Origin of the sequence: Thermomonas brevis (assembly GCF_014395425.1) — a bacterium.
GTDB lineage: Bacteria > Pseudomonadota > Gammaproteobacteria > Xanthomonadales > Xanthomonadaceae > Thermomonas > Thermomonas brevis.
Map to the genome: position 1 here is coordinate 1,862,204 of NZ_CP060711.1, position 18,870 is coordinate 1,881,073.

Below are 18,870 nucleotides of genomic sequence, written 5' to 3' on the forward strand. Positions count from 1 at the left end.
GCATTCGCGCCAACCGAACCGAGCCAATGCCGCGCCGCTGGAGCCGCAAGTCCGTGAGCTGGATCGTCATTGCCACCGTGTTGCTGACCGTGCTGGCGGTGACCGTGGCGATGAACTTCAAGACGCCGGACAAGGCACTTGAACGAAAGATCGAGCATCGCTATGCGGTCGCCGACCCGCAGTTCCGCCGCGAGATGGGCGTGCTGCTGGGGCCGGGCATCGTGCCGGGCAATACGGTGGCCGACCTCGAGAACGGCGACGAGATTTTCCCGGCGATGCTGCAGGCCATCCGCGCCGCGCGCCGCACCATCACCTTCGAAACCTACATCTACTGGTCGGGCGAGGTCGGGCGTGCGTTCGCCGACGCGCTGTCCGAGCGTGCGCGCGATGGCGTGGCGGTGAAGGTGATGGTGGACTGGGTGGGCAGCATCAAGATGGAGAACGCGCTGATCGAGCGGATGCGCGCGGCCGGCGTGGAGCTGCACCAGTACCGGCCGCTGCGCTGGTACAACCTGGGCCGGCTCAACAATCGCACCCACCGCAAGCTGCTGGTGGTGGACGGCAAGGTCGGCTTCACCGGCGGGGTGGGCATCGCCGACCTGTGGTCCGGGCATGCGCAGGATGCCGAGCACTGGCGCGACATGCATTTCCGCATCGAAGGGCCGGTGGTGGCGCAGATGCAGGCGGCGTTCAACGACAACTGGATCAAGACCACCGGCGTGGTGCTGAACGGCGAGGCGTATTTTCCGCCGCAGCAGCAGGTGGGCGGGATGGACGCGCACGTGTTCGTGGCCTCGCCGGCGGGCGGCAGCGAATCGATGCACCTGATGTACCTGATGGCGATCGCGGCGTCGGAGCGCAGCATCGACCTGGAGGCCGCCTACTTCGTGCCCGATCCGCTGATCATCAAGGCGCTGCTGGCCGCCCGCCAGCGCGGCGTGCGCGTGCGCGTGGTGGTACCCGGCAAGCACATCGACTCGGACACCGTGCGGCTGGCGTCCAAGGCGCAATGGGGCGAGCTGCTGGAGGCTGGCGTGGAGATCCACGAGTACCAGCCCACGATGATGCACAACAAGCTGCTGATCGTGGACGGGCTGATGGCGTCGGTGGGTTCGACCAACTTCGACGTGCGCAGCTTCCAGCTCAACGACGAGGCCAGCCTCAACGTGTACGACGCCGGCTTCGCCGCGCGGATGACCGAGGTGTTCGAGGCCGACCTGAAGCCGACGGTTCGCTACACCCATGCGATGTGGCGGCACCGGCCGCTGCGCGAGAAGCTGGTGGAGAAGTTCGTCCTGCCGATCCGCTCGCAGCTCTGAGCCATCCGCGCGCAGTGCGGAAGCGTCATGTCCGCCGCGCGCACCATCCGTGGATCATCCCCGCCTGGTGGAAGCGCAGCGGCGCGTCGAAGCCGGCACCGGCCACCAGGGCAGCGACCCGCTCCGGCGGCAGGATCGCGACGTCGCGCGCGTAGGCCGCGCGCATCCGCTCGATCGCCTCCGCGTCCAGGCCGGCGCCGGACATGGTGCGCAGCCACAGGCGCAGCATCGCCGGATAGTCGGGAGCGGCGGTGTCCCAGGCGAGGTCGGCCCAAGCCAGCGTGCCGCCTGGGTGCAGGCGGCGGGCGATGCCGGCGAAGAAGGCGGTGCGCGCGGCGGGATCGAGCAGGAACTGCGACACCAGGAAGCAGGTGGCGCCGTCGAACGCGGCGGCGTCCGGCAGCGAGTCCAGCAGCCCGGCATGGAACTCGCAGCGATCCGCGTAGCCCTCGCGTTCGGCGCGCGCCCGGCAGGCCGCGATCATCTGCGCGGACGGATCGAGCGCCAGGAAGCGCCAGCGCGGGAAGCGCCGCGCCAGGTGCGCGATCTCGGCGCCGGTGCCGGCGCCCACGCAGAGCAGCCGTGCCTCTTCGGGCAGGTCGGCGAACACGGTTTCCAGCAGGAAGTGCAGGCTCTCGCGGATCGGCGCCATCCGCGCCCATTGCGTGTCGTAGCCCGCGGCCTGCTGGTCGAAGAGGGCGTCTAGCTGCTGCTGGTCCATGGACATGTCCGCAAGGTCGTCGATTCCACGATACAGAAGACGTCAATAGCCCCGAGCGTGTGGTAGAGCGGACAGACGCCCGCCGCATTTCCTGACCGCATTCGCGTCCCCGGTGTCGATTCCGCGTCCCGTCATCCGTCGCAGGTAGGATCGCCACACCACGGGAGCCTTCCATGCAGCCGACGCCTTCGTCCGACACCCCCGCCGCCGCGCCGCCGGAATCGCTCTGGGCGGGCCTGCGCGACGCCGTCCGCGGCACCAGCGCCGACTACACGCGCATCCCGCTGCGCCGCGCGGTGTTCCTGCTGGCGGTGCCGATGGTGCTGGAGCTGGTGCTGGAATCCACCTTCGCGGTGGTGGACATCTTCTTCGTGTCGAAGCTCGGGCCGTCGGCGGTGGCCACGGTCGGGCTGACCGAGAGCTACCTGTTCCTGCTCTATTCCATCGCGATGGGCCTGGCGATGGGCATCACCGCGCTGGTGGCGCGCCGGGTGGGCGAAGGCGCGTCGGAGGAGGCCTCGGTCACCGCCGCGCAGGCGCTGTGGATCGCGGTGCTGGCTTCGGTGCCTTTCGCCGTCGCCGGCGTCGTGTGGGCGCGCGAGCTGCTGGCGCTGATGGGCGCGGATGCGTGGACGCTCGAACACGGCGTCGGCTACATGCGGTGGATGCTGGGCGGCAACGTGGTGATCCTGCTGCTGTTCGTGATCAACGCGATCTTCCGCGGCGCCGGCGACGCCGCCATCGCCATGCGCGTGCTGTGGGTGGCCAACGGCCTGAACATCCTGCTGGACCCGCTGCTGATCTTCGGCTGGGGCCCGGTGCCGGCGTTCGGCGTGGAGGGCGCGGCCATCGCCACCACCGCCGGCCGCGGCGTCGGCGTGCTGCTGCAGCTGTGGATCCTGTTCCACGGCGGCAAGCACATCCGCGTGGGCGCGGCGCAGCTGGCGTGGCGCGCGGGCGTGGCCTGGCAGATCGTGCGTACCTCGCTGGGCGGCGTCGGCCAGATGATCGTGGCGATGACCTCGTGGATCTTCCTGATGCGCATCCTCGCCAGCATCGGCAGCGAGGCGGTGGCCGGCGCCACCATCGCGATCCGGGTGATGATGTTCACGATGATGCCGGCCTGGGGCATGTCCAACGCTGCCGCGACGCTGGTCGGCCAGAACCTCGGCGCGCAGCAGGCCGGCCGCGCCGAAGCCGCGGTCTGGCAGATCGGCCGCTACAACATGGGCTACCTGATCTGCATCGCAGTGCTGTTCTTCCTGCTGCCGCGCGAGCTGGTCGGTTTCTTCAGCGGCGATGCGCAGGTGGTGGCGATCGGCGCCGAGTGGCTGCGCATCCTGTCGTATTCGCTGTTCGTGTACGGCTGGTGGATGGTCAGCGTGCAAGCCTTCAACGGGGCAGGCGACACCGCCACGCCGACCTGGATCAACGTCGTGTTCTTCTGGCTGATCCAGATCCCGCTGGCCTGGCTGCTGGCGCTGCACCTGCAACTGGGTCATCGCGGCGTGTTCTGGGCGGTGTTCGTGTCGGAAACGTCGGTGGGTCTGTTCACCTTGTGGTTGTTCAGCCGCGGGCGGTGGAAGACGGTGCAGGTGTAGCGGCGCGCCATGCCGCAATCCCCTCAGCTGCTGCGCCGCCTGTTGCGAGCCAAGGACCGAATGGACGCGGCTTCGCACGAGGCGTGGTCGGTGGCGCGGCTGGCGCAGGTGAGCGCGGTGTCGGCGGCGCATTTCGCGCGCTCGTTCAAGCAGGCATTCGGGCTGCCGCCGCATCGCTACCTGCTGGCGCGGCGGATCGAGCGCGCGGCGGCGCTGCTGCGCGACACCGGCCTGCCGGTGACCGAGATCGCCTACCGCACCGGCTGGCAGAGCCTGGGCACGTTCGGTCGGGTGTTCCGCGACATCACTGGCCGCAATCCGGGCGACCTGCGCGAGCGCGAGCAGGCCGCGCTGCCCATGCCGGTGCCCGAGTGCGTGGCGCGCGCGGTGCGCAGGCCCGACCTGAAGACAGCAGTTTCGGAGAAGCGGCGGGCGCAGGCGGCGGCGAGGATGGCGCACCAATCGAAGGAGGCGACATGATGCAGGGCATCGCGACAATGGGCGTGTACGTGCGGGACCAGGACGAGGCGCTGGCGTTCTACGTCGACAAGCTCGGCTTCCAGGCGCATACCGACGCGCGCAACGGCGACTACCGCTGGCTGACCGTGCGGCACCCGGCGCAGCCGGCATTCCAGCTGGGCCTGTTCCTGCCCGGCCCGCCGATGCACGACGCTGCCACCGCACAGGCGCTGCGCGAGGCCGTGGCCAAGGGCGCGATGCCGCCGCTGGTGCTGGCGGTGGACGACTGCCGCGCCGCGTACGCGCGCATGCGCGATGCCGGCGTGGAGTTCACCCAGGAACCGGTGGAACGCTACGGCGCGGTGGACGCGGGCTTCCGCGATCCGTCCGGCAACGGCTGGAAGATGATCGAGGCGCGGGCGGCGGACACCTGATCGGGTATCACCACATCAGGTCGTCGGGCACCTGGAATTGCGCGTAGTAGGCGTCGTCGTCGGACGCGTCGGACGTGGTGTCGGTGGCCAGGCCGTGGTCGAGCACGATGCAGTCGGCATCGCGCTCACGCACTTGTAGGCCGGCCGGGCGCGGCAGCAGCGTGTAGCCGTCGCCGAAGCGGACGATCACCACCGCGCCGGACGCGAGCTTGCGGCGCTGATCGTCGTCCACCAGCAAGGTGCGGATAGCGCCATCGGCATCGAAGCGGTATTCGCCCTCGCCGCTGCGAGGCAGCTGCTTGTCGCGGATGATCTGGCGCGCCTGCGCACGCAGTTCGGCGGCGCGGGCCTGCGCCTTGCGCTCGGCCTCCAGGGCACGGTCGCGCTCCACCTTCTCGGCGCGCGCGCGTTCGGCGTCCCGTGCGATCTCGCTGGGACCGGCGCCGGCCTTGGCCTGCTTGAGCTGCTCGCGCGCAACGGCCGCGACCTTGGACTTCTTGGCTAGGCCGGCCTTGATAAGTTGGTCCTGGAGCGGGTTCGTCTTCGCCATCGCGCGCTGTATTGCCTGGAATCGTAGGCATGATACCGGCCGTCCCCGCCGGATCCGCCCGCACCGTGTCCACGCGTCCGCTCAAGTACCTTGCCGGCTATCCCGCCTCCTTGCAGGCGCAGGCCCGGACGCTGCTGAAACAGGGCCGGTTGGGCCCGATGCTGGGTGCGAAATACCCGGAGCCGCATGCGGTGCGCAACGACGGCCAGCTGTACGAGTACGTGCAGGCGCTCAAGGAGCGCCACATGCGCAAGGCGGTGCCGTTGGGCAAGGTGCTTTACGACGGCAAGCTGCACGTGGTGCGGCACGCGCTGGGCACGCACACCAGCATCTCGCGCGTGCACGGCGGGCGCCTCAAGGCCAGCCGCGAGATCCGCATCGCCTCGGTGTTCCGGGATGCGCCCGCAGCCTTCTTGCGGATGATCACGGTGCATGAGCTGGCGCACCTGCGCGAGCCCGAGCACGACAAGGCGTTCTACCAGCTGTGCACGCACATCGAGTCGGACTATCACCAACTCGAACTCGACCTGCGGCTATACCTGACTGCTCGCGAAGCCGGTCAGCCGCCCGGTTAGGCTCGCGGCTGCGATGCCGCATTGACGCCGCACCGCGGATACTGGGCGCGTCCCACATCAAGGAAACCCGCATGGACACCACCGAATCCAGCATGACCAACCTGTTCCTCCAGCTGGGCCTGCCGGAGGGCAAGGACGACATCGCCGCCTTCATCCGCGACCACCAGCTGCCCGAGGCGGTGCTGGTCTCGGAAGCGCCGTTCTGGAGCGACGGCCAGCGCCAGTTCATCCGCGAGGAATGGCGCGAGGACGCCGACTGGGCGATCGTGGTGGACGAGTTGAACGAGGCGCTGCACGCGGATGCGGTGGCCGCGCGCGTGGCGGCGGAAAACTGATCCGCCGATGGCCGCGCGCGCCTTTGCCGTTCGCTGCAAGGCCGCTTTGCTGAAACCGGCCAATCCGAAGAACGCCAGCTGGCGTTTCCTGCGCCTGCCGCAGGCGGCCAGCGCGAAGCTGCCATCCCGCGGGATGGTCGGCGTGGACGGCACGCTCGACGGCCACGCCTTCACCGCGATGCTGGAGCCCGACGGCGAAGGCGGCCACTGGCTGAAGGTGCCGCGCGCGCTGCGGGAAGCGGCGGGCGTCGAGGCCGGCGACTCGGTGATGCTGGAACTCGCGCCGGCGGCCAAGGAGCCTGAGCCCGTCGTGCCGCCCGACCTGCGCAAGGCGCTGGCCGATGCGCCCGCCGCGCTGGCGCAGTGGAAGGCGATCACGCCGGCGGCGCGGCGCGATTTCATCAAGTGGCTGGGCACGGCGAAGCAGGCCGACACCCGCGCGCGCCGCATCCGCAACGCCTGCGACATGCTGGCCGCCGGCAAGCGCCGGATCTGCTGTTTCGACCGGTCCGGCATCTACGGCAAGGGCATCTGCGCGCCGGACGCCGCGTCGGAGGAGTAGCCTCGCAGCCAACGCACAGCGAGGCAGTCCGATGCAGGCGCCGTTCGCCACCCACGCCGTCGACAACCAGCCGCCGCCGCCCGGCCCGTTCGACCTGTGGGCGGATGACCCCGGCCTGCGCGAAGCGGTGGCGCGCGAAGGCGGCGACGGATTTTCCGCGCGCCTCGCGACCTACGGCGCATTGGCCGGCGGCGAACTGCTGCGCCTGGCCGACGACGCGCACCGCGACCGCCCGCGCCTGAAGACGCACGATGCCTACGGCCGCCGCCTCGATCGCGTCGAGTTCAACGCCGCCTGGCACGCGGTGATGGACGCGGCGATTTCACACGGCGTGGCCGGCCTGTCGTGGGCGCACTCACTGTCCGGGGCGCAGCCGCTGCCCGGCGCGCACGTCGCGCGCGCGGCGCTGAGCTACCTGCACTACCAGGCCGAACCCGGCAGCAGCTGTCCGCTGACCATGACCCACGCGGCGGCGCCGGTGCTGCGGCAGGCGCCGGCGTTGCGCGAATGGGCGGACAAGGCCTGCGCGTTCGACTACGACGGCCGCGACGTGCCGATGGCGCACAAGCGCGGCGTCACCCTCGGCATGGGGATGACCGAGAAGCAGGGCGGCAGCGACGTGCGCGCCAACACCACCCGCGCCACGCCGCTGGCGGCGGACGGCGAATATGCGCTGGTCGGGCACAAATGGTTTTTCTCCGCGCCGATGTCCGACGCCTTCCTCGTGCTGGCGCAGGCACCCGGCGGCTTGAGCTGTTTCCTGCTGCCGCGCTGGCGGCCCGATGGCGACAAGAACGCGCTGCGGCTGATGCGGCTGAAGGACAAGCTGGGCGACTGGTCGAACGCGTCGAGCGAGGTCGAGTTCGAGGGCGCCTGGGCGCACCGCATCGGCGAGGAAGGCCGCGGCGTCGCCACCATCCTGCAGATGGTGATGCTGACCCGGCTGGACTGCATGCTCGGCTCGGCTGGGCTGATGCGGATGGCGCTGCGGCAGGCGCTGCACCACGCGCGCCATCGCAGCGCGTTCGGCAGGCACCTGATCGAGCAGCCGCTGATGCGCAGTGTGCTGGTCGATCTCGCATTGGAGTCGGAAGCCGCCACCGCGCTGGCGCTGCGCGTGGCCGGCGCGGTGGACCGCGCGCCGCACGATCCGCGGGACGCGGCGCTGGCGCGGATCGCCACCGCCATCGGCAAGTACTGGATCTGCAAGCGCGCGCCGGGCTTCGTCAACGAGGCGCAGGAATGCCTGGGCGGCATCGGCTACATCGAGGAGACGCTGCTGCCGCGCCTGTACCGGCAGGCGCCGCTCAATTCGATCTGGGAAGGCTGCGGCAACATCCAGTGCCTGGACGTGCTGCGCGCGCTGGCGCGCGAGCCGGAAACGGGCGACGCGCTGCGCGCCGAGTGGCAGGCCGCGGCCGGCATCAATGCGCAGTTCGACGCGGCGCTGCGGGTGGGCCTCGCGATGCTGGATGCGGGCGCGGACGAAGCCGGCGCGCGCGCCTTCGTCGAACGGCTGGCGCTGCTGCTGCAAGGCGCGACCCTGCTGCGCGCGCGCCATCCGCTGGCGCATGACTGGTGCGCGGCGCGGCTGGGCGAAGCGCGTGCGGCCACCTACGGCGGCCTGCCGGCGGGCATCGACGCCGATGCCGCTCTCGCCCGCGTCGCCGCCTCCGCCTGAATCCGCGTTCGCCGGCATGACCTCCGGCCGTCGCGCCGTGGGCCGCGTCGCATACGCTTCCACTTCCAAGCCATCCCGGAAAGGAGTTCCCCATGAGCCAGTGGTATCTGCACGATCCGTCCGCCAACCGCCGCCTCGGCCCGATGGACGCGGACGCCGCGCGCGCCGAGGCCGCGCGCAATCCGTCGCTGCTGGCGTGGAAGGAAGGCATGGGCGACTGGCTGCCGGCGCACAACATCGCCGAACTGGTGGACGGCGTGCCGGGCGACCCCGCCGGCGGCCCGCCGCCGCCGCCGCGCAATGGCGGCAAGGGCCGCAGCGACGAGATCGACTTCCGCATCCACGGGCAGGAGATGCAGTTCGTCGAGATCGAGCTCGATCCGGGCGAATCCGCCATCGCCGAGGCCGGCGCGCTGATGTTCAAGGACGCCGCGGTGCAGATGGACACCGTGTTCGGCGATGGCACCCAGGGCGGCGGCTTCATGGACAAGCTGTTCTCCGCCGGCAAGCGCGTCATCACCGGCGAGAGCCTGTTCACCACGCTCTACACGCACGCCGGCAGCGGCAAGGCCAAGGTCGCGTTCGCCGCGCCGTATCCGGGCACGGTGATGGCGATGAAGCTGGACGAGCACGGCGGCCGCATCATCTGCCAGAAGGACAGCTTCCTGGCCGGCGCGCGCGGCGTGCAGGTGGGCATCCACTTCCAGAAGAAGATCCTCACCGGCCTGTTCGGCGGCGAGGGCTTCATCATGCAGAAGCTCGAAGGCGACGGCTGGGTGTTCATCCACGCCGGCGGCTGCGTGGTCGAGCGCGAACTCGCCGCGGGCGAGCGCATCGACGTGGACACCGGCTGCGTGGTCGGCTTCCACGCCAGCGTGAACATGGACGTGCGCCCGGTCGCCGGCCTCAAGAGTATGTTCTTCGGCGGCGAAGGCGTGTTCCTGGCGACGCTGACCGGCCCCGGCAAGGTATGGCTGCAGTCGCTGCCGTTCTCGCGCCTGGCCGGCCGCATGCTGGCCGCCGCGCCGCAGAACGGCGGTTCGCGCGGCGAGGGCTCGGTGCTGGGCGGGATCGGCCGCATCCTCGACGGCGACAATTCGTTCTGACATGGCGCCGACGCCCGTTCGCCTGCGCCTGCTGCTGGCCGGCGCGCTGGTCCTTGCCGGGCCGTTCGCGTCGGCGGCGCAGCCGGTCGATCCCTACGCCGACGTGCTGGATCTGCGCGGCACGCCGGCGAAGGCCGGCGACCGCGGCTTCAACATCTTCTTCGACGCGGGCGCGTGGCACGGCTACAGCCTGCCCGCCGTGGGCGATGCCGGCAGCGGGTTTTCCGGCCCGTTCGTGCACAGCGTCGGGCCCGGCCGCTGGGCCGGCCGACGCTTCGCGCGGGTGGTGCTGAAGGACGCCGGCGGCGGCGATGCGATCATGCTGCGGGAAGTCGCCAGCCGCGCCGCGCCGGGTTATCTGGAGCGGCGCTTCGAGGGCGACGGCCTCGCGCTGCGGCAGACCCTGTTCTTCGCTGACGCGCGCCGCGCGCTGGTGCGGATCGAACTCGTGGCCGACGCCGCGCGCACGCTCGCCGTGGCGGTGGAAGGCGAGCCGATACTGGCCGACGGCGACCGCCTCGCACCGGATTCCGGCGCATGGGTGCAGACCTTCGCCGATTCGCGCGAAAGGTTGCGCACGCGCCTGCAAGGCGACGCCGGCGATCTGCGCGCCACGCGGGATGCGCGCGGCTATCGCTTCGCTGCCGACGCGCCGCTGCGCCTGCAGGCCGGGCAGCCGCTGACGCTGGTGCTGGAGCAGGCGCTGCTGCCCGCTGCGCAAGCCGCGCCTGCGGATGTCGATGCGGACGCGGCATGGCAAGCGAACCGCGCGCGCTGGGACGGCTACTTGCGCGCGGTCGCCTCCGCCCACGTCGATGGCGTGCCGGACGAAACCGCGCGCCGGATCGCGGTGAAGGCGGTCGAAACCCTGATCGGCAACTGGCGTTCCGCGCGCGGCGACCTGCGCCACGACGGCGTCATCCCCTCGTATTCGGCCGACTACTTCAACGGCTTCTGGGCCTGGGATTCGTGGAAGCATGCGGCCGCGCTGGCCCACGTCGCGCCGGATCTCGCGCGCGACCAGATGCGCGCGATGTTCGATTTCCAGTCCGCCAACGGCATGGTCGCCGACAGCGTCTATCTCGACGCGAAGGAGAACAACTGGCGCAACACCAAGCCGCCGCTGGCGGCCTGGGCCACGCTGGAAATCCACCGCGCCACCGGCGATGCGGCCTTCGTCGCCGAGCTGTACGACAAGCTGGTGCGCTACCACCGCTGGTGGTTCGCCGAGCGCGACCACGACCGCAACGGGCTGGCCGAGTTCGGCGCCACCGACGGCACCCGCATCGCCGCCGCCTGGGAAAGCGGGATGGACAACGCGGTGCGCTTCGACGGTGCGAAGATGCTGGCGAACGGCAAGGGTGCGTGGTCGCTGGATCAGGAGTCGGTCGATCTCAACGCCTACCTCTACCGCGAGAAGCTGGACCTGGCCGAACTGGCCGACGTGCTCGGCAAGCGCGACGAGGCGGCGGCGTGGCGGCGCGACGCGGAGGCGATGAAGGCGCGCATCGGCAATCGCTTCTTCGACGCCGCTGCCGGCTGGTTCTTCGATGCGCGCCTCGGCTCGGGCGAACACGTCCGCGTGTTCGGCAGCGAGGGCTGGACGCCGCTGTGGGCCGGCATCGCCAGCGAGGTGGAGGCGCGCGGCGTGATCGCCACGATGCTCGACCCGAAGCGCTTCGCCACGCCGATGCCGCTGCCGACCCTGGCCGCCGACGATCCGCGCTTCTCGCCGGTCAAGGGCTACTGGCGCGGGCCGCTGTGGCTGGACCAGGCGCGCTTCGGCGTGGAGGCGCTGCGCCGCTACGGCCATGCGGCCGACGCCGACGCGCTGACCGCGCGGCTGCTGTTGCAGGCGGACGGGCTGGACGCGCAGGCGCCGATGTACGAGAACTACGACCCGACCACCGGCAAGGGTTATCAGGCGCGCAACTTCAGCTGGTCGGCGGCGAGCTACCTCTGGCTGCTCGGCATCGGCCGGTAACGGGCGCGGCGGACGGTTTCGTCGCCGCATTCCCGGCTTCGTCGCAAACCGCTTGCGCAGGCGGGGGCGCCATTGCGACGGTAACGGCGCTGCCGATGCAGCGCGAACGACGGAGCCGCGCCATGAAAACCCTGACCGCCCTGCTGCTGTGGTGCCTGCTGCTGGTGCTGTGCTGGCCGCTGGCCCTGCTCGCGCTGGTGCTGTGGCCGGTGGCGTGGCTGCTGTCGCTGCCGTTCCGGCTGGTCGGCATCACCTTCTCGGCGCTGTTCGCCTTCCTGCGCGCGCTGCTGATGCTGCCGGCGCGGCTGCTGGGCGGCGGGGCGCCGAAGCCGGCGTCGCAGGCGGCCTGATTCGAGTTCGCAGCGCGCGTCGTCGGCCCGTTGAAGCCATCGGGCCGGCGGCGCGCGTTGCCGTTTGTGCGGCCGTGGAGCGTTGCCGCCAGGCCGCGCGATCGCGGCGGATCAGCGCGCCGCCCGCCGCATCCGCGAGAAGGGATAGCCGTTGCAGCCGGTCTTCGGCGTATCGCGCCTGGCGATGCGCGTGCTTTCGGCGTTCGCCTGCGTCTTCGCCGCGTAGGCGCTCAGGCAGAACGCCCATGCGTAGGGCGGCATGCCGGGCAGCGCCATCCAGTCGATGCGCGTCCACAGGCCGGGATCGGCCGCGTTGGCGGCGTCGTTGCGCGCGATCAGGTACTGCCCGCGCGCGTCCCAGCGTACGACGCGGTAGCGCGTGTCCGGCAGCTGCCGCCACTCTTCGGCCGTGATGCGGTGGGCGATGCCGTAGTCGTCGACGAAATCGCCCAGCACCAGCGCGGGCGGCGCGCCCGCGTGCAGCGAACAGCCGGACAGGAACAGCAGCGCGGCCAGCAGCGGAAGGCGATGCGGAGTCATGCCGGCATGAAAGCACGGATGCCGCCCGCCGGACGATGCGCCGCCGCATCGCCCGATACGGCCGCGCCGCCGCGCTACCATACCCGCCCCCGTTTCGCCCGGAGCCGCCATGTCCGACCACCGTCCCGACGACGTGCGCCACGACGTCACCCGCCAGCAGGCCGAGGACGCGGTGCGCACGCTGCTGAAGTGGGCCGGCGACGATCCGGCGCGCGAGGGCCTGCTGGACACGCCCAAGCGCGTCGCCAAGGCCTACGAGGACTGGTTCAGCGGCTACGCGCTGGACCCGGACGACTACATGGCCCGCACCTTCGAGGAGGTCTGCGGCTACGACGAGATGATCGTGCTGCGCGACATCGAGTACGAAAGCCATTGCGAGCACCACATGGCGCCGATCATCGGCAAGGTGCACGTCGGCTACCTGCCGGACGGCAAGGTGGTGGGCATCAGCAAGCTGGCGCGGGTGGTCGAGGCCTATGCGCGCCGCTTCCAGGTGCAGGAGAAGATGACCGCGCAGATCGCCGGCTGCATCCAGCGCGCGCTGCAGCCGCGCGGCGTCGGCGTGGTGGTGGTGGGCGCGCACGAGTGCATGACCACGCGCGGCATCCATAAGCGCGGGGTGAGCATGGTGACCTCGAAGATGCTGGGCAGCTTCCGCGAGGACGCGCGCACCCGCGCCGAGTTCCTGCGCTTCATCGAGGTCGGCCCGGGGCGCTGAAATCGGGGCTTGTTGCCTTGATTTGATCCGGGTAATATTCGCCTCCCGCTTCCGGAGGTTCCGCCCGTGTCCAGCCCGTCCCTGCGTTGCACCGCGTTTTCCGGCAGCTACCGGATCGCCAGCGGCGAACTGCGTCACGTGGCGCTGAAGGCCAAGCAGGCGTTCGACGGCCATCCGGACCGCCCGGTGCTGGTGTTCGACGACGCCGATGCGCGCACGCTGGAGCTGCCGCTGGAGCTGCCGGCCGCCGACCTGCTGGCCTGGCTGTCCCGTCCGCAGCTGGGCGAGACCGGCGCCGAGCCGGAGCGCCCGCGCCGGCCCGGCCGGCCGAAGCTGGGCGTGGTGGCGCGCGAGGTGACCCTGCTGCCGCGCCACTGGGACTGGCTGGCGGCGCAGCCGGGCGGGGCGTCGGTGGCGCTGCGCCGGCTGGTGGACGATGCGCGCAAGGTGTCGGCCGGCGACGACCGCCGCCGCGCCGCGCAGGAAGCCGCCTACCGCTTCATGCAGGCGATGGCCGGCAACGAGGCGGGCTTCGAGGACGCCGCGCGGGCGCTGTTCGCCGGCGATTTCGGCGGCTTCGAGGAAAAGATCCAGCACTGGCCGGACGACGTGCGCGATCATGCTGCGCTGCTGGCGGCGGACGCGTTCATCGCCTGAGCAATTCCTTCTCCCCGCTGCGCGGGGAGAAGGTGCCCGAAGGGCGGATGAGGGGTGCTTTCGGCGATACCAAGTCAAGAGCACCCCTCACCCGCCTTCGGCACCCTCTCCCCATCGCAGATGGGGAGAGGGAACACCGAAACTTCCAAGGATTTCCGCTTGAACGCACTTTCCACTTCCGGCGCGCGCAAGGCCGCGCTCGCCTTCATCTTCGTCACCGTGCTGATCGACGTGATCGCGTTCGGCGTGATCATCCCGGTGCTGCCGCACCTGGTGCAGGAAATGGTGGGCGGCGACCTGTCGGTGGCGGCCTACTGGACCGGCGTGTTCGCGTTCGCGTTCTCGGTGGTGCAGTTCTTCTGCACGCCGATCCAGGGCGCGCTGTCCGACCGCTTCGGCCGCCGCCCGGTGATCCTGCTGTCCTGCCTCGGGCTGGGCGCGGACTTCGTGTTCATGGCGCTGGCGCCCACGCTGGCCTGGCTGTTCGTGGGCCGGCTGCTGTCGGCGGCCACCTCGGCCAGCTTTTCCACCGCCAACGCCTACATCGCCGACGTGGTGCCGGCCGACCAGCGCGCGAAAAGCTTCGGCATGATCGGCGCGGCGTTCGGGCTGGGCTTCATCGTCGGCCCGCTGATCGGCGGCGTGCTGGGCGACGTCGACCATCGCCTGCCGTTCTGGTTCGCCGCCGGGCTGGCCCTGCTCAACTTCCTCTACGGCCTGTTCGTGCTGCCGGAATCGCTGCCGCGCGAGCGCCGTTCGCCGCGCTTCGACTGGAAGCACGCGCGGCCGATGGGCGGGGTGAAGATGCTGCTGGAATACCCGCGCATCTGGGGGCTGGTGGCGGTGGTGTTCGTCGCCAACTTCGCCCACTACGTCTATCCGAGCACCTTCGTGCTGTTCGCCGACGCCGCCTTCGGCTGGAAGGAGAAGCAGGCCGGCTACGTGCTGGCGGCGGTCGGCGTGCTCAGCGTGATCGTCAACGTGGCGCTGGTGGGGCGGCTGGTGAAGGCGCTGGGCGAGCGCCGCGCGCTGCTGCTGGGGCTGGCCTGCGGCACCGTCGGCTTCGTGATGTACGGGCTGGCGGGCGCCGGCTGGATGTTCCTGCTCGGGCTGCCGGTCAGCGCGCTGTGGGCGATCGCCGCGCCGGCGACGATGGCGCTGATCACCCGGCAGGTGCCGGCCGACGTGCAGGGCCGCATCCAGGGGTCGCTGGGCAGCCTGGTGTCGCTGGCGGGGATCGTGGCGCCGGGGCTGTTCGCGGGCGCGTTCGGCTTCTTCATCGGGCCGCACGCGCCGGTGCGGCTGCCGGGCGTGGCGTTCCTGATCGCGGCGCTGCTGCTCGCCGTCGCCGCGCTGGTCGCCTGGCGCTTCACCGATGCCGCGCACCTGCCGGCATCGGCGCAGGGCGATGCGGAGGCGGTGGCCGACTGAACCATCGGCACGGGCGGGCGCGGCGCCGATGCGGTATCAAGGGCACAACGCCCACCGGAGACCGTCCATGCGCCGCATCCTGTTCCTGTCCCTGCTGGCCATCGCGCTCGCCGGCTGCGCCGGCGCGGAATACAAGGACAACGCCGCCGCCGTGGCGCGCGACCCGCGCTGCATGGACAAGCCGGCCACGCCCGGCCAGGCGCCGGCGCCGTGGTGCAAGCAGGAAGGCAGCACCAGCTGGACCAGCGGCAAGGGCGCGAAGGTCGATTTCAGCGGCAAGCACGACTGACGGCCGTGATGCCCGATCGCGCGCGTTGCATCGCGCGACCGGCGGGCCTGCGTGCGATCAGCCGCAGGTGATCTGTTCGATGTTGCCGGCCGCGTCCTGCAGCACGTTCACGCGCTCGATGCGGTAGTCCATCGTCGCCGCCTGGCCGGGCTTGAGCGAACGCACCAGCTTGGAACCGGTGGCCTTGCGCACCGCCTCGACGTTGGCCTCGCTGACCGGCTGGCCGACGTAGCCCTTCGCCGCGTCGGCGTTGCAGGCCGCGGGCGCCGTGTCGGCGGCATCGGTGGAGGACTGCGCGGCCGGCTGGCTGGCGCAGGCGGCCAGCAGGAGCAGCGGGGACAGCATCGAAAGACGCAGGTTCATGGGCGATCTCGCGGAAATGTGATCCGTCCATCATCCCGGCTTGGCGATGAACACCGCGTGCATGGCTTTCGGCAGGGGGGGCGCGCCGGATGCCGCCAGTAGGATGCGGGTTTGCCCGTCCACCCGGAGTTGCCATGACCCGCCGCCTGCTGCCCCTCGCCCTGTCCCTGCTGCTCGCCGGCGGCGCCTACGCCCAGAACGCGGCATCGACGATCCCGCAGCCGCAGGACGTGCCGTATCCGGGCACGATCAAGCTGGAGATCGACGCCACCAACCTCGGCCAGCGCATCTTCCGGGTGAAGGAAACCATTCCGGCGCAGCCCGGCCCGTTGACCCTGCTGTACCCGATGTGGGTGCCGGGCGGCCACACCCCGCGCAACGCCATCGACAAGATCGCCGGCATCACCTTCAAGGCCAACGGCCAGAAGCTGGACTGGAAGCGCGACACGCTGGACGTGGCCGCCTTCCACATCGACGTGCCGGCCGGCGCCACCGAGATCACCGCCGAGTTCGACTTCCTCACCCCCACCGGCGGCGGTCAGGGCCGCGTGGTGATGACGCCGAACATGCTCAACCTGCAGTTCCTGTCGGCGGCGCTGTACCCGGCCGGCCACTACACGCACCGGATCATGGTCGATCCGCGCGTCACCTACCCGGCCGGCTGGACCGCGTTCACCGCCCTGCACGAGGACGGCCGCAGCGGCGACACCGTGGACTACAAGGACGTGCCGTTCGACATCCTGGTCGACTCGCCGGTCTACGCCGGCCGCTACGCCAGGAACATCGACCTGACCCCTGCCGGCGGCAAGGTGCCGGTGAAGCTGGGCGTGATTGCCGACGCCGCCAAATACCTGGAGACCAAGCCGAAGCAGATCGAACTGCACAAGGCGATGGTCGAGCAGGCGCTGAAGCTGTACGGCGCGCAGCACTACGACCACTACCAGTTCCTGTTCTCGCTGTCCGAGCAGATGGGCGGCAACGGCCTGGAGCACCAGCGCTCCAGCGAGAATGGCGTCGGCACCGACTACTTCACCGGCTGGAACGAGAAGACCGGCTTCACCGACCTGCTGGCGCACGAGTACACCCACAGCTGGAACGGCAAGTACCGCCGCGGCAAGGATCTGTGGACGCCGAACTTCAACGTGCCGATGCAGGACAGCCTGCTGTGGGTCTACGAAGGCCAGACCCAGTACTGGGGCAACGTGCTGGCCGCGCGCAGCGGCATGCGCCCGCTGCCGGCGTCGATCGACGCGCTGGCGCTGGTCGCCGCCACCTACGCCGAGAACCGCCCGGGCCTGACCTGGCGCAACGTGCAGGACACCACCAACGACCCGATCATCGCCAGCCGCGCCCCGCGCGCCTACCGCAACTACCAGATGAGCGAGGACTACTACTCCGGCGGCCAGATGATCTGGCTGGAGGCGGACGCGCTGATCCGCGCGAAGACCGGCGGCAAGAAGTCGCTGGACGATTTCGCCAAGGGCTTCTTCGGCGTCAACGACGGCGAATGGGAACAGCAGAACACCTACACCTTCGAGGACGTGGTGGCCGTGCTCAACGGCGTGGTGCCGTACGACTGGGCGACCTTCCTGCGCGAGCGCCTGGACGGCAAGAAGGGCCTGACCGGCGGCATCGAGGCGGCGGGCTGGAAGCTGGTGTTCAAGGACACGCCGAACGCCTACGCCAAGGGCGGCTCGCGCGGCGGCGGTGGCGGCGACTTCGTGTATTCGCTGGGCCTGTCGATCGGCAAGGACGGCAGCGTCGGCGACGTGCGCTGGGACAGCCCGGCGTTCAACGCCGGCATCGGCAGCGGCACCACGATCGTTGCGGTCAACGGCCAGGCCTACGACAAGGACGTGCTGGAGGACGCGGTGAAAGCGAACAAGGACGGCAAGGCGCCGATCGAACTGATGCTCAAGGAGTTCGACCGCTACCGCACGGTGAAGGTCGACTACCGCGGCGGCCTGCGCTACCCGCACCTGGAGCGCATCGAAGGCAAGCCGGACTACCTGACGCCGATCCTGACCGCGCGCAAGTAAGTGCCGCGCAATCCCGGGATCGACGCGCTGCGCGGCGCGTCGATCCTGCTGGTGGTGCTGCACCACCTCGCGCTGCGCATCCCGCTGAAGCAGACCGCGCTGGCCGGGTTCGTCCCGGCCCGCCTGCTGGCGGCGCTGAGCTGGAACGGCTGGAGCGCGGTGTTCGTGTTCTTCGTGATCTCGGGCTTCCTGATCGCCGGCCACGCGATCGCCCGCTGGGGCACGCTGGCCCGGCCCGACCTGCGCGCGTTCTACCTGCTGCGCGCGACCCGCATCCTGCCGCTGCTGCTGGCCCTGCTCGCGGTGCTCTCACTGCTGCAGCTGGCGGGCGCGCAGGACTACGTCATCCACGGCGAGGGCCAGTCGCTCGGCGGCGCGCTGCTGGCCGCGCTCGGCCTGCACCTGAACTGGTACGAGGGCGCGACCGGCTGGCTGCCCGGCAACTGGGACGTGCTGTGGTCGCTGTCGATCGAGGAAGCGTTCTACCTCGGCTTTCCGCTGGCCTGCCTGCTGCTGCGCCGCGAGCGCTGGCTGTTCGCGGCGATGATCGCGCTGGCGCTGGCCCTGCCGCTGTTCCTGGCGCGGTTGGAGGGCAGCAACGAGATCTGGCAGGAGAAGGCCTACCTGCCCGGCATGTCCGCGATCGCCGCCGGCATCGCCGCCGCGATCGTCGCGGCGCGCGCGCGTCCTAACCTGGCCGTCGCGTCCTGGCTGTGCGCGGCCGGCGGCATCGGCCTGCTGGTCGCGCTGCTGTGGGGCCCGTGGCTGTGGAAGCTGGTCGGCAACGGCACGATGCTCGTCCTCACGCTGTCGACGGCCTGCCTGCTGCTCGGCCTGCACTGGCGCCAACAGCTGGCGCCGCGTGCGGGACTGCGCGGCCTGGGCTGGCTGCGCGCGCAGGGCCGGCGCAGCTACGAGATCTACCTCACCCACATGTTCGTGGTGTATTCGCTGGTCGCGCTGTTCAAGGCCGGCGGCGGCGACATGCGCGGCGGCTGGCTCTGGTACGTGCCGGCCGTGCTGCTGTGCTGGGGACTGGGTGAGGTAGTCGCGCGTTTCTTCAGCGATCCGGTGGAGCGGAGGTTGCGGGAGCGCTGGTTGAGTGGCGGAAAAATGGACGGTATCGAAAGGGGCCGTTGAGCAGGCTGTCCGATAT

At 70.6% G+C, this 18,870-nt stretch carries 21 protein-coding genes; 17 read left to right on the plus strand and 4 right to left on the minus strand.

Annotated features, from left to right (window positions below):
* Window positions 1–53 precede the first annotated feature (53 nt).
* Window positions 54–1,319, plus strand: coding sequence for a phospholipase D-like domain-containing protein (locus H9L17_RS08615; RefSeq protein ID WP_187569067.1), 1,266 nt, complete (start codon window positions 54–56; stop codon window positions 1,317–1,319).
* 25 nt (window positions 1,320–1,344) lie between these two features.
* On the opposite strand, the gene H9L17_RS08620 is transcribed toward H9L17_RS08615, so the two are convergent.
* Window positions 1,345–2,046, minus strand: a complete 702-nt coding sequence (locus tag H9L17_RS08620; protein ID WP_223158037.1) for a class I SAM-dependent methyltransferase — start codon at window positions 2,044–2,046, stop codon at window positions 1,345–1,347.
* A 167-nt stretch (window positions 2,047–2,213) separates the two neighbouring features.
* On the opposite strand from H9L17_RS08620, the gene H9L17_RS08625 reads away from it, so the two are divergent.
* The 3 genes from H9L17_RS08625 to H9L17_RS08635 are packed head-to-tail and all read left to right on the plus strand — an operon-like array spanning window position 2,214 to window position 4,534.
* Window positions 2,214–3,641 (plus strand): MATE family efflux transporter, encoded by a 1,428-nt coding sequence (locus tag H9L17_RS08625; RefSeq protein WP_187569068.1) that lies wholly within the window; start codon window positions 2,214–2,216, stop codon window positions 3,639–3,641.
* A gap of 9 nt (window positions 3,642–3,650) precedes the next feature.
* A complete protein-coding gene (locus tag H9L17_RS08630; RefSeq protein WP_187569069.1) occupies window positions 3,651–4,121 on the plus strand; it encodes a helix-turn-helix transcriptional regulator in 471 nt (156 codons plus the stop codon).
* Window positions 4,118–4,534, plus strand: a complete 417-nt coding sequence (locus H9L17_RS08635; RefSeq protein WP_187569070.1) for a VOC family protein — start codon at window positions 4,118–4,120, stop codon at window positions 4,532–4,534. The genes H9L17_RS08630 and H9L17_RS08635 overlap by 4 nt, the downstream gene beginning before the upstream one ends.
* A 7-nt stretch (window positions 4,535–4,541) precedes the next feature.
* Here H9L17_RS08635 and H9L17_RS08640 read toward each other — a convergent pair whose 3' ends face one another.
* Window positions 4,542–5,084, minus strand: a complete 543-nt coding sequence (locus H9L17_RS08640) for a DUF2058 domain-containing protein (protein WP_187569071.1) — start codon at window positions 5,082–5,084, stop codon at window positions 4,542–4,544.
* A 29-nt stretch (window positions 5,085–5,113) separates the two neighbouring features.
* Between H9L17_RS08640 and H9L17_RS08645 the strand changes: the two genes are divergently transcribed.
* The 7 genes from H9L17_RS08645 (at window position 5,114) to H9L17_RS08675 (ending at window position 11,677) form a co-directional block, all read left to right on the plus strand.
* Complete coding sequence (locus H9L17_RS08645; RefSeq protein WP_187569072.1) at window positions 5,114–5,659, plus strand: YgjP-like metallopeptidase domain-containing protein; 546 nt, start codon at window positions 5,114–5,116, stop codon at window positions 5,657–5,659.
* Window positions 5,660–5,730: 71 nt separating this feature from the next.
* Window positions 5,731–5,994: a DUF2789 domain-containing protein gene (locus H9L17_RS08650; RefSeq protein ID WP_187569073.1), complete on the plus strand. Its 264-nt coding sequence runs from the start codon at window positions 5,731–5,733 to the stop codon at window positions 5,992–5,994.
* A 7-nt stretch (window positions 5,995–6,001) separates the two neighbouring features.
* Complete coding sequence (locus tag H9L17_RS08655) at window positions 6,002–6,556, plus strand: YdeI/OmpD-associated family protein (protein WP_187569074.1); 555 nt, start codon at window positions 6,002–6,004, stop codon at window positions 6,554–6,556.
* Between the two features lie 31 nt (window positions 6,557–6,587).
* Window positions 6,588–8,237, plus strand: coding sequence for an acyl-CoA dehydrogenase family protein (locus tag H9L17_RS08660; protein WP_187569075.1), 1,650 nt, complete (start codon window positions 6,588–6,590; stop codon window positions 8,235–8,237).
* A gap of 92 nt (window positions 8,238–8,329) precedes the next feature.
* Window positions 8,330–9,343, plus strand: coding sequence for a TIGR00266 family protein (locus H9L17_RS08665; RefSeq protein ID WP_187569076.1), 1,014 nt, complete (start codon window positions 8,330–8,332; stop codon window positions 9,341–9,343).
* Window position 9,344: 1 nt separating this feature from the next.
* Window positions 9,345–11,327: an MGH1-like glycoside hydrolase domain-containing protein gene (locus tag H9L17_RS08670; protein WP_187569077.1), complete on the plus strand. Its 1,983-nt coding sequence runs from the start codon at window positions 9,345–9,347 to the stop codon at window positions 11,325–11,327.
* Window positions 11,328–11,449: 122 nt separating this feature from the next.
* On the plus strand, window positions 11,450–11,677 hold the full coding sequence (locus H9L17_RS08675; RefSeq protein ID WP_187569078.1) for a hypothetical protein: 228 nt from the start codon (window positions 11,450–11,452) through the stop codon (window positions 11,675–11,677).
* A gap of 111 nt (window positions 11,678–11,788) precedes the next feature.
* Here H9L17_RS08675 and H9L17_RS08680 read toward each other — a convergent pair whose 3' ends face one another.
* On the minus strand, window positions 11,789–12,217 hold the full coding sequence (locus H9L17_RS08680) for a hypothetical protein (RefSeq protein WP_187569079.1): 429 nt from the start codon (window positions 12,215–12,217) through the stop codon (window positions 11,789–11,791).
* Window positions 12,218–12,326: 109 nt separating this feature from the next.
* Here H9L17_RS08680 and folE point away from each other — a divergent pair, with 109 nt between their 5' ends.
* From folE to H9L17_RS08700, 4 genes are all read left to right on the plus strand, one after another.
* Window positions 12,327–12,935: a GTP cyclohydrolase I FolE gene (gene folE / locus H9L17_RS08685; RefSeq protein ID WP_187569080.1), complete on the plus strand. Its 609-nt coding sequence runs from the start codon at window positions 12,327–12,329 to the stop codon at window positions 12,933–12,935.
* Window positions 12,936–13,001: 66 nt separating this feature from the next.
* Window positions 13,002–13,592: a DUF2239 family protein gene (locus H9L17_RS08690; protein ID WP_187569081.1), complete on the plus strand. Its 591-nt coding sequence runs from the start codon at window positions 13,002–13,004 to the stop codon at window positions 13,590–13,592.
* A 120-nt stretch (window positions 13,593–13,712) separates the two neighbouring features.
* Window positions 13,713–15,023 carry a TCR/Tet family MFS transporter gene (locus H9L17_RS08695; protein WP_187569082.1) on the plus strand — a complete coding sequence of 437 codons (1,311 nt, stop codon included), beginning with the start codon at window positions 13,713–13,715 and terminating at the stop codon, window positions 15,021–15,023.
* A gap of 67 nt (window positions 15,024–15,090) precedes the next feature.
* The gene (locus H9L17_RS08700) at window positions 15,091–15,312 is read left to right on the plus strand and encodes a hypothetical protein (RefSeq protein WP_187569083.1); all 222 of its coding nucleotides are present in this window, start codon (window positions 15,091–15,093) and stop codon (window positions 15,310–15,312) included.
* Window positions 15,313–15,369: 57 nt separating this feature from the next.
* Here H9L17_RS08700 and H9L17_RS08705 read toward each other — a convergent pair whose 3' ends face one another.
* Window positions 15,370–15,675 carry an I78 family peptidase inhibitor gene (locus tag H9L17_RS08705; RefSeq protein ID WP_187569084.1) on the minus strand — a complete coding sequence of 102 codons (306 nt, stop codon included), beginning with the start codon at window positions 15,673–15,675 and terminating at the stop codon, window positions 15,370–15,372.
* A gap of 134 nt (window positions 15,676–15,809) precedes the next feature.
* Here H9L17_RS08705 and H9L17_RS08710 point away from each other — a divergent pair, with 134 nt between their 5' ends.
* Both H9L17_RS08710 and H9L17_RS08715 read left to right on the plus strand, forming a co-directional pair.
* Window positions 15,810–17,714 (plus strand): M61 family metallopeptidase, encoded by a 1,905-nt coding sequence (locus H9L17_RS08710; protein ID WP_187569085.1) that lies wholly within the window; start codon window positions 15,810–15,812, stop codon window positions 17,712–17,714.
* Entirely contained in the window at window positions 17,715–18,854 is a 1,140-nt protein-coding gene (locus H9L17_RS08715; RefSeq protein WP_187569086.1) for an acyltransferase family protein, read from the plus strand.
* Window positions 18,855–18,870: the final 16 nt, after the last annotated feature.

Excerpts from the sequence above, each read along its gene's own strand:
- H9L17_RS08620 (WP_223158037.1), bottom strand. The coding sequence starts at position 2,046 with ATGTCCATGGACCAGCAGCAGCTAGACGCCCTCTTCGACCAGCAGGCC.
- H9L17_RS08625 (WP_187569068.1), top strand. The coding sequence starts at position 2,214 with ATGCAGCCGACGCCTTCGTCCGACACCCCCGCCGCCGCGCCGCCGGAA.
- H9L17_RS08630 (WP_187569069.1), top strand. The coding sequence starts at position 3,651 with ATGCCGCAATCCCCTCAGCTGCTGCGCCGCCTGTTGCGAGCCAAGGAC.
- H9L17_RS08635 (WP_187569070.1), top strand. The coding sequence starts at position 4,118 with ATGATGCAGGGCATCGCGACAATGGGCGTGTACGTGCGGGACCAGGAC.
- H9L17_RS08640 (WP_187569071.1), bottom strand. The coding sequence starts at position 5,084 with ATGGCGAAGACGAACCCGCTCCAGGACCAACTTATCAAGGCCGGCCTA.
- H9L17_RS08645 (WP_187569072.1), top strand. The coding sequence starts at position 5,114 with ATGATACCGGCCGTCCCCGCCGGATCCGCCCGCACCGTGTCCACGCGT.
- H9L17_RS08650 (WP_187569073.1), top strand. The coding sequence starts at position 5,731 with ATGGACACCACCGAATCCAGCATGACCAACCTGTTCCTCCAGCTGGGC.
- H9L17_RS08655 (WP_187569074.1), top strand. The coding sequence starts at position 6,002 with ATGGCCGCGCGCGCCTTTGCCGTTCGCTGCAAGGCCGCTTTGCTGAAA.
- H9L17_RS08660 (WP_187569075.1), top strand. The coding sequence starts at position 6,588 with ATGCAGGCGCCGTTCGCCACCCACGCCGTCGACAACCAGCCGCCGCCG.
- H9L17_RS08665 (WP_187569076.1), top strand. The coding sequence starts at position 8,330 with ATGAGCCAGTGGTATCTGCACGATCCGTCCGCCAACCGCCGCCTCGGC.
- H9L17_RS08670 (WP_187569077.1), top strand. The coding sequence starts at position 9,345 with ATGGCGCCGACGCCCGTTCGCCTGCGCCTGCTGCTGGCCGGCGCGCTG.
- H9L17_RS08675 (WP_187569078.1), top strand. The coding sequence starts at position 11,450 with ATGAAAACCCTGACCGCCCTGCTGCTGTGGTGCCTGCTGCTGGTGCTG.
- H9L17_RS08680 (WP_187569079.1), bottom strand. The coding sequence starts at position 12,217 with ATGACTCCGCATCGCCTTCCGCTGCTGGCCGCGCTGCTGTTCCTGTCC.
- folE (WP_187569080.1), top strand. The coding sequence starts at position 12,327 with ATGTCCGACCACCGTCCCGACGACGTGCGCCACGACGTCACCCGCCAG.
- H9L17_RS08695 (WP_187569082.1), top strand. The coding sequence starts at position 13,713 with ATGGGGAGAGGGAACACCGAAACTTCCAAGGATTTCCGCTTGAACGCA.
- H9L17_RS08700 (WP_187569083.1), top strand. The coding sequence starts at position 15,091 with ATGCGCCGCATCCTGTTCCTGTCCCTGCTGGCCATCGCGCTCGCCGGC.
- H9L17_RS08705 (WP_187569084.1), bottom strand. The coding sequence starts at position 15,675 with ATGAACCTGCGTCTTTCGATGCTGTCCCCGCTGCTCCTGCTGGCCGCC.
- H9L17_RS08710 (WP_187569085.1), top strand. The coding sequence starts at position 15,810 with ATGACCCGCCGCCTGCTGCCCCTCGCCCTGTCCCTGCTGCTCGCCGGC.